This window comes from Pseudomonas sp. 1L-E-NC-VB-C3 (genome assembly GCF_057291535.1).
This window is the reverse complement of the sequence record NZ_JBXAWD010000010.1, coordinates 181,153-193,812: the sequence shown is the minus strand read 5'-3', so window position 1 is coordinate 193,812 and position 12,660 is coordinate 181,153. Positions and strand designations below refer to the sequence as shown.

11 protein-coding genes are annotated in these 12,660 nt (G+C 58.9%); 3 read left to right on the top strand and 8 right to left on the bottom strand.

Translation table 11 applies throughout. The features are described from left to right. Positions 1-144 precede the first annotated feature (144 nt). The 3 genes from AC0Z5Z_RS17920 (at position 145) to AC0Z5Z_RS17910 (ending at position 4,224) form a co-directional block, all read left to right on the top strand. Entirely contained in the window at positions 145-750 is a 606-nt protein-coding gene (locus AC0Z5Z_RS17920; RefSeq protein WP_083352866.1) for a fimbrial protein, read from the top strand. A gap of 67 nt (positions 751-817) precedes the next feature. Continuing rightward, a complete protein-coding gene (locus AC0Z5Z_RS17915) occupies positions 818-1,567 on the top strand; it encodes a fimbrial biogenesis chaperone (RefSeq protein ID WP_041478776.1) in 750 nt (249 codons plus the stop codon). A gap of 197 nt (positions 1,568-1,764) precedes the next feature. Then, a complete protein-coding gene (locus AC0Z5Z_RS17910) occupies positions 1,765-4,224 on the top strand; it encodes a fimbria/pilus outer membrane usher protein (RefSeq protein WP_305383019.1) in 2,460 nt (819 codons plus the stop codon). Between the two features lie 121 nt (positions 4,225-4,345). Here the strand turns inward: AC0Z5Z_RS17910 and AC0Z5Z_RS17905 are convergent, their stop codons facing one another. The 8 genes from AC0Z5Z_RS17905 to AC0Z5Z_RS17870 form a co-directional block, all read right to left on the bottom strand. Next, positions 4,346-5,251: a LysR family transcriptional regulator gene (locus AC0Z5Z_RS17905; protein WP_016774575.1), complete on the bottom strand. Its 906-nt coding sequence runs from the start codon at positions 5,249-5,251 to the stop codon at positions 4,346-4,348. Positions 5,252-5,338: 87 nt separating this feature from the next. Next, the gene (locus tag AC0Z5Z_RS17900) at positions 5,339-5,875 is read right to left on the bottom strand and encodes a 2,4'-dihydroxyacetophenone dioxygenase family protein (RefSeq protein WP_024012829.1); all 537 of its coding nucleotides are present in this window, start codon (positions 5,873-5,875) and stop codon (positions 5,339-5,341) included. A gap of 108 nt (positions 5,876-5,983) precedes the next feature. Further along, complete coding sequence (locus AC0Z5Z_RS17895) at positions 5,984-7,129, bottom strand: glycerol dehydrogenase (RefSeq protein ID WP_315435011.1); 1,146 nt, start codon at positions 7,127-7,129, stop codon at positions 5,984-5,986. 24 nt (positions 7,130-7,153) lie between these two features. Further along, on the bottom strand, positions 7,154-7,924 hold the full coding sequence (locus AC0Z5Z_RS17890; protein ID WP_252878104.1) for an SDR family oxidoreductase: 771 nt from the start codon (positions 7,922-7,924) through the stop codon (positions 7,154-7,156). Positions 7,925-7,957: 33 nt separating this feature from the next. Beyond that, positions 7,958-8,662 carry an ABC transporter ATP-binding protein gene (locus AC0Z5Z_RS17885; RefSeq protein WP_073474647.1) on the bottom strand — a complete coding sequence of 235 codons (705 nt, stop codon included), beginning with the start codon at positions 8,660-8,662 and terminating at the stop codon, positions 7,958-7,960. Next, positions 8,655-10,436: a branched-chain amino acid ABC transporter ATP-binding protein/permease gene (locus tag AC0Z5Z_RS17880; protein WP_252878103.1), complete on the bottom strand. Its 1,782-nt coding sequence runs from the start codon at positions 10,434-10,436 to the stop codon at positions 8,655-8,657. The genes AC0Z5Z_RS17885 and AC0Z5Z_RS17880 overlap by 8 nt, the downstream gene beginning before the upstream one ends. A gap of 11 nt (positions 10,437-10,447) precedes the next feature. Then, complete coding sequence (locus AC0Z5Z_RS17875) at positions 10,448-11,323, bottom strand: branched-chain amino acid ABC transporter permease (RefSeq protein ID WP_024012825.1); 876 nt, start codon at positions 11,321-11,323, stop codon at positions 10,448-10,450. A gap of 76 nt (positions 11,324-11,399) precedes the next feature. After that, positions 11,400-12,647, bottom strand: coding sequence for an ABC transporter substrate-binding protein (locus AC0Z5Z_RS17870; RefSeq protein ID WP_056785656.1), 1,248 nt, complete (start codon positions 12,645-12,647; stop codon positions 11,400-11,402). Between the last annotated feature and the right edge of the window lie 13 nt (positions 12,648-12,660).

Below are 12,660 nucleotides of genomic sequence, written 5' to 3'. Positions count from 1 at the left end.
CAAATATGAATACGCCACTGCCATATTACTGACTGGCTCGCACCTTTATCGCTTTAAGACAAATCCCAAAGACCCGCCACCACCGCACACCTAATATGGCCTGGCATTTCAATGCAGCACTTCACAATAACTTCGGATATAAACATGAAAAAGTTCGCTTTCGCAGTACTCACTCTTTCCGTACTGGCTGCCTCCACTGGTGCAGTGGCTGAAGAAGAAGCCGCTAAAGCTGTCAAGGGCGGCAGCGGTCAAATCAGCTTCACCGGCGTTATCAACAACGACGCCTGCTCGGTAGACGGCGCTTCGGGTAACGACAAGATGATTGCCGTGGACATGGGCAGCGTGTCGATCAAAGACATGGGCACCGACTCTGCTCCGGGCGCCGGTCGTGTGGCCGCCAACGATTTCAACCTGAAAGTGAACTGCAACGCTGGCACCAAGGTTTCGATGCTGTTCAAACCAACCGTAAACGGCGGTTCGGGCCTGGTTGATGGCAAAAAAGTTCTCAAGCTGCAAGGTACCGATGCGGCCAAAGGCGTAGGTATCGCGCTGCTGGACAGCAATGGCCAATTGATCGACCTGAGCTCCGAAGCCACCGCCAAAGTGCAGACCAGCCTGACTGGCGACGGCACCACTGGCGGCGACGGCACCCTGTCGTTCGCAGCCGCTTACGTCACCACCGGCGACAAGACCGCTGCTACTGCAGGTACCGGTAACGCCACTCTGCCGTTCGTTCTCGAATACGAATAAGCAACGCGCAATACCCGGACGGGGCCGCTGTGCCTCGTCCTTCCCCGGCCATTAATCGGTGAAAACTATGTTAAGTCGCTATTTTCCGCTTTGCCTGGGGCTTGCCGGGGTGTTGATGACGCACTCGGCATTCGCCAGCATCTCTCTGAGCTCCACCCGGATCATCTTCGATGGCGCGCACAAAGAGGCGAACGTCACGGTGCGCAACGGCGGGCAAACCATCCTCGCACAATCGTGGCTCGATGCCGGCGACACGGCTGGCAGCGCACCGCCTTTCGCTGTTACTCCACCACTGGCCAAACTTGAGCCCAATCAACAGCAATTACTGAGGATTCTTTATGAAGGCCGCGGCATGCCTGCGGACAAGGAGTCGGTGGTATGGCTGAACGTGCAGGAAATCCCCCAGGCCAGTGCTGCCGATGTCAACACGCTGCAATTGGCGGTACGTCAGCGTATCAAGGTCTTCTTCCGCCCGGACGGACTCACCGGTGATGCCGCAAAGGCACCGGAGCAACTTGCATGGCAATTGGTCACTCAGGCTGGCAAGTCGGTGCTGAAAGTAAAAAACCAAAGCAACTACCACGTGTCGCTGGCGGATCTGAAAGTCGTTGCAGGGAAAAAAGCGGAATTGGTAATTGATTCGACAATGATCGTTCCAGGGGAAGTTCGCTCATTCAATCTGAAAGATCTGCCAGCTGGTACTTCGCATTTGAGTTTTTCAGCAATTAACGATTACGGCGCACAACAACGATTCGATGCACCACTAAGCGTTGCCGAAAGCCATGCCGAGCGCGTGAAAGATGCCTCCGCCCAGTAAATCCCCCACCCCACCCTGCCAACTTACAAGCTATTCACAAGTTCCGGACTCCGGTTGAAGCAACACGGACTGATAAGGCAAATTGCATGTTTCCCTCCCAACACCACACATCTGAAAGTTGTGTTAAGCATCATGTTGCGCGCCAGAAAAACAAAGCGGCGTTGGGCTGCCTGCATCCATTGTGCTTTGCTATCAACATGGCCATTTGCGGCTTCGCCGTGGGCGCCGAAGCCCCGGCCGCAGTGGCGAGTGAATCTTTCAATACGCTGTTCCTTGAAGGTTCATCGGCGGTCGATCTGCAACCGTTGCTGAATGCCAACAGCGTCTTGCCAGGCCAATACCGCGTCGACGTGTTCAGCAATGGCACGCTGGTCGGGCGTCGCGATATCGATTTCGCGGCCAACCCGGTCAACGGCAAAGTCGAGCCACGCATCACTCTGGAACTGTTGCAGCAGCTGGGTGTGGACATGCGCAAACTTCGTGAGCAGGGTCTGGTTGACGAGCAACACCCTGCCGATCACTACGACCTGCCTGCAATGATCGAGCAAGCCAGTCTCAGCTTCGATGCCAACCGCCTGCGCCTCAATATCAGCGTGCCGCAGGTCGCCATGGCGCGTGGCATGCGCGGCTATGTAGATCCAGAGCTTTGGGACCAAGGTGTGGCCGCCGGTTTCATCAACTACCAGCTGAGCAGCACCCGCAGCAAAACCGATTACACCACGCAAATCTCCAATAACCTGGGGCTGCGCAACGGCATCAACTTTGGCGCCTGGCGTCTGCGCAACGAGTCCAATCTGAGCAGCTCCACCGGCCGGCCCAATCGTTTTGTCAGCAACCGCACGTTCATCCAGCGCGACCTCACGGCGATCAAGGGGCAACTGAGCGCGGGTGAAATCTTTTCCGATTCGGATCTGTTCGACAGCGTGCGCTATCAAGGCGTCAAGGTGGCCTCTGATGAGGGCATGCGCGCAGACAGCGAGCGCGGCTATGCGCCGATCATACGTGGCGTTGCTGAAACCAACGCCACGATCGAGGTCCGCCAGGATAACTACATTCTCTACACCACCAACGTGCCGCCGGGTCCGTTCGAGATCAGTGACATCTATCCATCGGGCTCCAACGGCGATCTGGAGATCACCATTGTTGAAGCGGATGGACGGCGCAAGGTCACCCGACAGGCATTCTCCGCCCTGCCGACGATGGTGCGTGAGGGACAGTTGAAGTACAGCCTGTCGAGCGGCAAATTCAATAACAACAGCGAGGGCTATGACAAGCCCGCCTTCCTCAGCGGCACGTTCGCCTACGGCTTGACCAGCAACCTGACAGGCATTGCCGGCCTTCAGGCCAGCAATGGTTTCAAGGCGATTTCAGTCGGTGCGGCGAAGAACACCTCGATTGGCGCAATGTCCCTGGACGTGACGCAATCGTCCAGCAAGGCATTCGGCAAAACCACCCAGGGCAGCAGCATACGCGCGCTCTATGCAAAGACCTTCACCGGCACCGATACCAGCTTCACCCTCGCCGCTTATCGTTATTCGACCGAGGGTTACCGCACGCTGACCGACCATGTCCAGGACACCAGCTCGGGGGCCACCCGGCGCCTGGGTAATTCCAAAACCCGCACCGACCTCACGGTCAACCAGACTTTGGGCGAAGCACGCCAGTTCGGCTCGCTGTACCTGAACGCCAGTGACCAGCGCTATTGGGATCGCGGTGGCTCGCGGAGCTTTTCCGCCGGCTACAACAACAATTGGCGCGACCTGAACTACAACATCAGCCTGAGCAAAACCCAGGAGTTCGGCGCGCGCGGTGACACCAGCAACGACACACAACTGAGCGTCTCGATTTCGTTTCCGCTCGGTTCGACACCCCGCGCACCGCGCGCCTACATTTCCAGTAACCATCAGAACACCGGTACCAGCACCCAAGCCGGGATCAACGGTTATCTGACCGAGGACAGCGACACCTACTATTCCGTGCAGACCGGGCGCAGTGTCCAAGGCGATCGATCTGGCTCGCTGAGCCTGAGTACCCGCACATCGATGGGCGACCTGAGCCTGGGTTACAACCGAGGCAACGGTTATGAATCACAGAACTTGAGTGCCGCCGGATCGCTGGTGGCCCATGCAGGCGGCATCAATATGGGCCAGACCGTCGGTGAAACGTTCGGTCTGGTGGAAGTGCCCGGCATGTCGGGCGTCGAAGTCAGCAGCTATTCGGGTGTGAAAACCGGCCTGAACGGCTATGCGGTTCTGCCTAACGCGCAACCGTACCGCGTGAACTGGGTAACGCTGGACACGCGTAACCTGGGCGGTGAGATCGAGCTGGACAATGCCACCCAGCAACTGGTGCCAAGACGAGGTTCGATAGTTCTTGCACGCTTCGAAGGCAGCAAAGGCAGACGCGTCCAGTTTGAGCTGTACGATGCCAACGGCCAGCCGATTCCATTCGGCGCGGTGCTGTTGGATAGCGACGGCAAACAACTGGCATTGTCAGATCCGACGGGCAAGGCCCTGGCGCTGGTGACCAAAGATCACGGTGTCATCACCATCAAGTGGCAGGGCAAAAGCTGCCCCGTGCCATACAAGCTGCCGGAAAAGGTCGAAGGTTTGAATTACGAGCAATATCGGTTGGCTTGCTCTTCGAGCGCGAAGTAGACCGACCGCGAGCTTGTCACTCTACGCCCCCTCAACCAAAACTCAGCCCTGATGATTCAGGGCTTTTTAATGCGCAGTTTTAGCATCGCGTTGATCAATACGCTGCCCCCAGAGCTGAACGTCAGGAGACCTTCCACGGATGCTCACGCCACTTGTTCTGAAAAAACTCGATGAATACTCGTATCCGTGGACTCAAATGCTTGCGATCCGAATAAAGCAGGTAGATCGGCTCGACCACACCCGTTTTGAAATCCTCAAGCAACGGCACCAGCGTTCCCGCTTTTACATCAAGCCCGATATGAAAGTCCGCAAGCTTCACCACGCCAGCGCCTGACAGCGCCATGTCGCGCAACAGATCGCCTTGAGTAAACGACGCGCTGGCGGTCACCGGTACCGAGACGCCGTCTCCATCCTGCAAAAATGACCATTTGTTCCACGGGCTGACGAAGCTGAAATTGAAGCAACGATGATTCAGCAAATCTGCGGGTGTGGTTGGTGTGCCGTGTTCAGCCAGGTACTGCGGCGAGGCACAGATCAGCCATTCACATTCGCCGATGCGTCTGGCAATGCGTGATGAGCTGGGCAATACGCCGCTGTGGATGGCGATATCCAGCCCTTGCTCGAAGTGATCGACGAATTGCGCGCCGAGTTGAATCTCAACGTCCAGTGAGGGATACAAATCCAGAAATTCCGGTAGCCACGGCACGATCTGGTGTTTGGCGAAAGAGGTCATGGTGTGGATGCGCAGGGTGCCACTGACCCTGGAGGGCAACGCCTCGGCCAGCGAGTCCGCCTCGTTCATGGCTTCAACGACGGCTTTGGCGCTGCGCAGGTAAGCGGCGCCCTCCTCGGTCAGCGTCAGCACGCGTGAGCCGCGCTGGAACAGCCGGACCTGCAAGCGATCTTCCAGGCGGGTGATCAGCTTGCTGACCGCTGATGGCGTCAGGTGATGGGCGCGCGCGGCAGCAGAAAAACTTCCACATTCGGTAGACCATATAAAAGCGAGCAGCTGCGAATAATTGTCCATGGCCGGTCCTGGCGAAAAGCTTGAAGGCATGTTGTCTCAACGCTTATGAAAAAGCGCGCCGAAGCGCGCTTTTTCCTGGGGTCCGGGTCAGCGAATGAACTGTTCGATGTAGTCGTCCGGCAAACCCAGCGTCTTGTAATGCGCTCGGGCGGCTTCAAGCTTGGTGAACACATCTTCGTAACCCACGGCAACGCCCTGCGGATCGACGTAAGTGTAGCCACCCTGCACGTGGAACCAGGTGATCATTTCACTCACATCCTCGGGGACGAACAGGGTATGCGTTTCACCGGGCGGCTCATAGGCAAAAGACCCCTCCTCCGCGACCCAGTCATGCTCCAGGTAGTACCAGCGACCCTTGAGCACGATCGCATGCACGCCGCCGGTATGGCGGTGACGCGACAGCACGCCGGCCTGACGCACCCGCAACAGGTTGATGTAATAGCCGCCGCTGGTGTTGAGCAGCAATGGCTTGAAGGAGACAGATTTTGTTACCGGCACCCACAGCGCATCGTCTTCGAGCCACTGCGTCATGACGCCCGGGTGCACCATGTCGGGCGTCATGAAGGGAACTTGCGGCAACTGATACGCAATGGCGAGTTCATCAGGTTTAACAGGAGTATTCATAGTCAGGCCTCTCGGTTTTTTTGACGAATTCACAGCACTTGATTGCGCCAGGATTTCGCTTGAGGGAAAGGTTATGGCGTCGCTGTACGGGAGAAAACAGCTACTTGGTCACACCTGTTGTGACGCAGGATCACAGTGTCGGGGCGGGTTCGCGCAGACTCTGACCAGCCGTGAACCAAGGCTGTCAGCCGCCGCCAATCCTTCCACCAGGCGCTGGTAGTTCAAGGGCGGTTGCATGTTTCTGGCGTAAGCCGCCGATAAGGTTGCGTCCACGAGAATATTGATCTGCGCCGTCGTCAACGGCGTGCGCTGACCCAGTTCAGCGAACGTCACGGGCAGCTTCACCGCGTGCAGCAGACGCGCGACCTGTTCAATCTCTTCGGCCGGTCGCGCCTCCACCGCCATCTGTACCAGCGTGCCGAACGCCACCAGTTCGCCATGCAGCATCGACGCCATCGCCGGTATCGCGGTCAGCCCCCGAACCAGGGCATGGGACAGTGACAAACCACCGCTCTCGAAACCGACACCGCTAATCAGCACGGTGCCTTCGATGACCCGCTCGACATCATCGGTGAGTTCATGTCGACACACCGCCTGATATGCCGGGACGCCGTACTGCATCAGCGTGTCGAAAACCAGGTTGGTGAGCATCAATGCCGTGTGCAGCGGCGGTGTGCCGAAAGAGTTGTGGCCGCCGGCGGCGTAGCACTGTCGGGCTTCGAATTTCTTGCTGATGGCATCGCCGATCCCGGCCGCGAAGAACCGTGCCGGCGCCTGAACGATGACCTCTGTATCGACAATCACCGCAGCGGGATTCATCTTCAGAAACTCCACGCCCACCACTTTGTGCTCTTCGTCGTAAAGCACGATCAGCCGACTCGTTGGCGCGTCACTTGAAGCGATCGTGGGGCAGACAATGATCGGCACGTCGAGATTGGCCGCCAGCCCCTTCGCCGTATCGATGGTCTTGCCACCGCCCAGCGCAATGATCGTGTCGGGGGCGTGCAGCAATGCCTGCTCGGATAACTGCGCAATCGCAGCGCGCGTGCACTCGCCGGGAAACTCGATGTGCAATGGCTCCAATCCCTGGTCCTGCAACGTGGCGCCAACCTGCGGCCATAGATGCCGGGCGACAAACTCATCGCAAAGCACCAGCGGCCGTGATCGGCCCATGTCGTTCAGCACTCTGCCCAATTGTTGCAATGCATTCGGACCCTGCTCGTAGCGCCCGGGAAATCCCATCGTTTTAACCATGACAAACGTCCTCGCAAGAAGTCATCAGCGCATCAACCAGCCGCCCGCGACATCAACCACCTGGCCGGTAATGAAGTCGCTTTCGCTTGACGTGAGAAAACACGCCGCTCTCGCCACCTCAAGCGGTGTGCCCAGCCTGCGCAGCGGTGTCTCGTCGACCACGGTTTGATTGGCCTGGGCCGATACGGTCTTGAGCAATGGCGTTTCGATTCGTCCAGGTGCCAGCGCATTGGCGGTGACACCGAACGGCCCGAGTTCGCCGGCCAGGTGGCGGGTAAAGCCGATGATTGCGGCTTTGGTCGCACTGTAGTGCGCTGCGACAATCGGCAAGAACGCGCTGCCCGCCACCGAAGACATATTGACGATGCGCCCGAACCGGCGCTCGACCATGCCGGGCGCGAGCACTCGCACCAGGTTGAAGGAGCCATTGAGGTTGATATCGACCACCCGCAGCCACTCCTCCGGCGCCATGGTCCAGATCGGCGCGGGTGCGCCGTGGTGTTTGGGCGAAACGCCGGCGTTGTTGATCAGGGTATCGATGGGGCCGAGCTCACCTTGCACGCGCTCGCATGCAGCAGCGCAGTCTTGAAAACTCGCGACATCAGCCTGCGCCCACGCGACCGCAAAACCCGCATCACGCAACGCCACGCCCTGCTGTTGCACCTTGTCGGCATCAGCATCGAGCAGCGCCACGGCTGCACCTTCTTCGCAATACAACCGCGCGATCGCCGCACCGATACCACCACCGGCACCGGTGACCAATACGGTGCGCCCGGCGTGTCTGGAATGAGTCATGAGCTGTTCTCACTTGCAGATGAATGGACTGGGTCAGAGCCCCAGATAAGCACGCTTGACGTGCGGGTTTTCCAGCAGTTCCTGGCCGGTGCCGCTGAGCACCACTTCGCCGTTCTCCAGCACGTAACCGCGATGAGCAATGCGCAGCGTATGAACGATGTTCTGCTCGACGATCAACACGGTGGTGCCCAACTGGAGAATCCTGTTGATAATCTCGAAGACCTGCGACACCAGCAGCGGCGACAGGCCCAGCGAGGGTTCATCAAACATCAACAATTTCGGCTCGGCCATCAGCCCCCGGGCGATGGCGACCATTTGTTGTTCGCCGCCCGACAGTGTCCCGGCGTTCTGATCAAGACGTTCGCGCACCCTCGGAAACAGATCGAGAATATTGTCCAGACGCTGCCTGTAGCCCGCTCGTGCACTGCGTTTGTAGGCGCCCATCAAGAGGTTGTCGCGCACGCTGATGAAGGGAAACAACTGGCGCCCCTCCGGTATCAGTGTCAGGCCCGCGTCGACAATCTGATCGGGGCGATTGCCATCGATGCGCTGGCCTTCGAATTCGATCGTGCCTTGGGACGGTGTGACGATGCCGCACAAGCTGCGCAGGGTCGTGGTTTTGCCGGCGCCGTTGGCGCCGACGATAGTCACCACCTCACCGGCATTGACCTCGAACGACACGCCACGAAGGATCTCCGTACCGCCATAGCCGCTGTGGACGTTGTCGAGTTTAAGCATGGCTGTACTCCTTACCGAGGTAGGCTTCGATAACCTGAGGATCGTTGATCACATCGTGAGGCGCGCCCTGCATCAGCAGCGTGCCGGAACTGATCACGACGATGCGGTCAGAAAGGCTCATGGTGGCTTGCATCAAGTGCTCGATCATCAACACGCTGACGCCCGAATCACGCACCCGGCGAATGACTGCGATGGCCTTGGCAACATCCGTCGGGTTGAGGCCGGCCATGACCTCGTCGAGCAGCAGGATGCGCGGGCGGGTCGCCAGAGCGCGGGCCATTTCCAGGCGCTTCATGCCGCCGACCGTCAAGTTGCGCGCCCGGGTGTCGAGCAGCGCGGTGAGTTCGGTCAGCTCGGCGACTTGCTCGGCGATCGCCCTCGCCTCCTTCGCGTCGGCGGTGTGCATGAATGCACCGAGCATGATGTTCTCGCAGACACTCAGATCAGCGAATGGCTGCACGATCTGAAAGGTCCGGCCAATGCCTGCCCGGGCGAACTCGGCCGGGCTGTTCGGGGTGACCCAGTCGCCATTGAGCAGGCGCACTTTCACTTGGCCTTTGGATGGCAGAAGAAACCCGGAGAGCTGGTTGAACACCGTAGTTTTGCCGGCGCCGTTCGGGCCGATCACACCCACGATTTCGCCTTCGGCCAAGCTCAGCGAAACATCGTTGGTGGCGTGCAGTCCGCCAAAGAACTTGTGCAGGTTTTCTGCGACCAGAACCGGCTCACCGTGGGTGGCCGAGTGGGCTTGCGCCAAGGTCGGCCCGATCGGTGCTTTTGTATTTGCCATCGAACGACGGCCGCCGGGCAATGAGTCGATCCAGGCAAATATCCGGGCCCCAAAACGCCCCACCACGCCTTGCGGAATAGTCAGCACCACCACGACCAGCACGATGCCATAGACCAGACCGTGCACCCCGCTGCCCAGATCGCCAAGCCAGCCGCGTGCCAGTTCAGCCAGCGGCAGCACCAGCAAAGTGCCGATCAGCGGTCCCGATACCGTGCCCAGTCCACCAATCAACGCGAACATGGCGATCTGAATCGACATCTCGAGAGAAAACATCGAGCCGGGTTCGATGAAGGTCAGGTACATCGCGTGAAAGCTGCCGACCAGGCTGGTGATAAATGCGGACAACACCACGGCGATCAGCTTGACCTTGACCGAGTTCACGCCCACCGCATGGGCGGCGTCTTCACGCTCACGCACGGCGATCAGGTAATAACCCAGTCGGGAATTCTTGATCTTCCACGACACTGCCAATGTGATGAGCAGAAAGGCGAAGGCAATCAGCAGGTATGGCCAGCGCGGGCGGAACAACATCCACTCGAAACCGAGCTTCAGCGGTACGCCCAGCCCTGCCGCACCACCGGTCACGTCATGCTGATTGATCGCCACCAGACGCACGACCTCCAGCACCGCAATGGTCGCCAAGGCAAAAAACGGCCCGCGCAATCTGAAGCACGGCCAACTGATCAGCACCGCGACAATCGACGATAGGATTGCGCCAGCGAACATGCCGATCCATGGACTGATGCCCAGTTTCATCATCAGCAGCGTCGTCGTGTAAGCGCCCACCCCATAGAACACGGCATGCCCCAACGACAGCTGGCCGGCAAACCCGCCGACGATGTTCCAGGCACTGGCCAGTGCCGCATAACTGCATATGAGGATGAACAGGTGATAAACGAACGGCGAGCCAACGCTCAATGGAATGATCAGTAACAGCGCCAGGGCCAGTGCACTGACATAGACACGCGGGTGCAAAATATTCATGAACATCTTCCTCACTCAGACCCGCGACCGGCGCCGAAAAGACCTGTCGGACGAAACACCAGGATGCCCAGGAAAATCGTGAAGTAGACGACCTCCTTGAGGTCCGGCGCGATGTAGTAACCGGCGAGACTGTCGACGATGCCGATCAGCATTGAGCCGATCAGTGCGCCGGACAGGCTACCCAGGCCGCCCAGCACCACAATCACAAACGCCGTCAGCACGAAGAAAGTGCCAACGGTTGGAAAGACCGGATATTGCGGGGCGATCAGTCCCGAGGCGACGCCCAGGCAGGCGCAACCCAGGCCGAAGGCAAACACATAGATGTTCTTGACGTTGACGCCCATCAGTTGCGCCGCGTTGCGATGCTGTGCAGTAGCGCGCACGGCCCGGCCGAGAAAGGTGTTCTGCAAAAACCAGTGCAGCCCCGCGACCAGTGCGAGCGACGCGACAAACGTGATCAACTGACCGCTGCTGACGCGAAAGGCGCCGAAGCTGACGGTCGTGGTACCGACGCTGATGTTCTTCACCGTCATGACGTCGGCACCGAAGATCAGCAACGCGCCGTTCATCAGGGCAATCGAGACGCCGACGGTGGCGAAAATCTGGATATGTCCCTCGGCGCCAAGCAACGGCTGAATGATGAAACGCTGCATTGCCGCACCAGCGGCAAACAACAGGATCGTCGCAGGAATGATCGCCATATACGGGTGGATGCCGAAGTGCGAATTCAGCAAGTACACGGCATACAGGCCGATCATCAGAAACTCGCCATGGGCGAAGTTGACCACTCGCACGATGCCGAAAATCAGAGTCAGGCCGATGCTGATGATGGCCAACGTGCCACCGAGCAATAAGCCGTTCAACAGGAGCTGGATGAAAATTTCCACGGTTGGCGCCCTCTTTGCGAGCGAACGAACCCGTGAAGCTCAATGATCAAGCTTCAGCAGATTGCGGGTTCAGGTATCAGGGTTGGTCGGAAAAACGCGCTTGGGCAACGGCGGCTGCCTGGGGGTAAACGGTTTTCAGCAGTCCGTTCTGCCACTGCATGATTGCCGTATTGGCGCGCTGGTTCTGGCCGTTCTTGCCAAACCTGGCACCGATGCCGGCAGCCGTGCCACCGAGAGGAATATCGATGGTTGCCACCGAGGCACGGATCGCATCGGCGTCCAGCGAAGTACTGTTTTCCATGGCATCGAGGAATATCTTCGCCCCGACATAGTTGATCAGGCTGTGGCCCGAGCGCGGTTCGCTGCCGTAGCGATCCTTGTATGCCTTGGCGAACGCCCCGATACCGGGAGCGCCGTTTTCATTGGTCTGGAACTGTGGGAAATCGACATCGAGCACGCCTTCCATATTGGCTGCGCCGACGACCTTGACCGTGTCCTGCATGGAATAGCCGCCGCCGGCGCCGATAACGGCTTTGGGCCTGAAACCGGCTTCGCGGATCTGGCGGAAAAACAGCGTCGTGTCGTTCTGATAACTGGTCTGCAATACCACATCCGCCTGGGCGCCCTTCAAACGCAGGATCAGCGATGAGAGATCAACCGCTTTGGCCGAATACGGCAGTACCTCGACCACATTCAGACCTTGCTCCTGAGCGATCTTTTTCTGAAACCCGGCGATGGTCGTACCGTACAGCGCATCCTCGTGGATGATCGCGACCTTCAATTGTTTCGGATCGACCTTGAGCGATGGGCTGACAATCTCCGTGATGGCGGTGATGGTGCCTTCGGCAAAATTCCTGGCGGTCGGGTTGCTGCGCATCACGTAGCTCAGATCACGCTCAGTGATGTGGTCGGACACCGCACCCAACTCGAAAAACGGCACCCCCGCCATCTCCGTCACCTGCGTGGCCGCAAATGACAGCGCCGAGGAATAGCTGCCAAATACAGCAGTGACGTTCTCAACAGAGGTGAGCCGGCGCGCGGCACCGACCGCTTGTCCCGCATCGACTGCGTCGGCCTTGAGCAACTTGATCGGCTCGCCCTTCAAACCGCCCGAGGCATTTCGTTCGGCGACGGCCAGTTCGAGGCCACGGAAGCTCTCGTCGCCCAGCAACGCCAGGGATCCACTCAGGGGATAAAGCGCACCGATCCTGATGTCCGCGAGCGCGGCAACCGGAGTGGACAGGCAAAGCAGGATGCCGGCAGCTTTCAGCCAGCTTTTCGCGGTAGCCGCCACGGCCACGGCTTCCTCTTGAGCGAGTCTCATTGGATTCATCTCC

Excerpts from the sequence above, each read along its gene's own strand:
- AC0Z5Z_RS17920 (WP_083352866.1), top strand. The coding sequence starts at position 145 with ATGAAAAAGTTCGCTTTCGCAGTACTCACTCTTTCCGTACTGGCTGCC.
- AC0Z5Z_RS17915 (WP_041478776.1), top strand. The coding sequence starts at position 818 with ATGTTAAGTCGCTATTTTCCGCTTTGCCTGGGGCTTGCCGGGGTGTTG.
- AC0Z5Z_RS17910 (WP_305383019.1), top strand. The coding sequence starts at position 1,765 with ATGGCCATTTGCGGCTTCGCCGTGGGCGCCGAAGCCCCGGCCGCAGTG.
- AC0Z5Z_RS17905 (WP_016774575.1), bottom strand. The coding sequence starts at position 5,251 with ATGGACAATTATTCGCAGCTGCTCGCTTTTATATGGTCTACCGAATGT.
- AC0Z5Z_RS17900 (WP_024012829.1), bottom strand. The coding sequence starts at position 5,875 with ATGAATACTCCTGTTAAACCTGATGAACTCGCCATTGCGTATCAGTTG.
- AC0Z5Z_RS17895 (WP_315435011.1), bottom strand. The coding sequence starts at position 7,129 with ATGGTTAAAACGATGGGATTTCCCGGGCGCTACGAGCAGGGTCCGAAT.
- AC0Z5Z_RS17890 (WP_252878104.1), bottom strand. The coding sequence starts at position 7,924 with ATGACTCATTCCAGACACGCCGGGCGCACCGTATTGGTCACCGGTGCC.
- AC0Z5Z_RS17885 (WP_073474647.1), bottom strand. The coding sequence starts at position 8,662 with ATGCTTAAACTCGACAACGTCCACAGCGGCTATGGCGGTACGGAGATC.
- AC0Z5Z_RS17880 (WP_252878103.1), bottom strand. The coding sequence starts at position 10,436 with ATGAATATTTTGCACCCGCGTGTCTATGTCAGTGCACTGGCCCTGGCG.
- AC0Z5Z_RS17870 (WP_056785656.1), bottom strand. The coding sequence starts at position 12,647 with ATGAGACTCGCTCAAGAGGAAGCCGTGGCCGTGGCGGCTACCGCGAAA.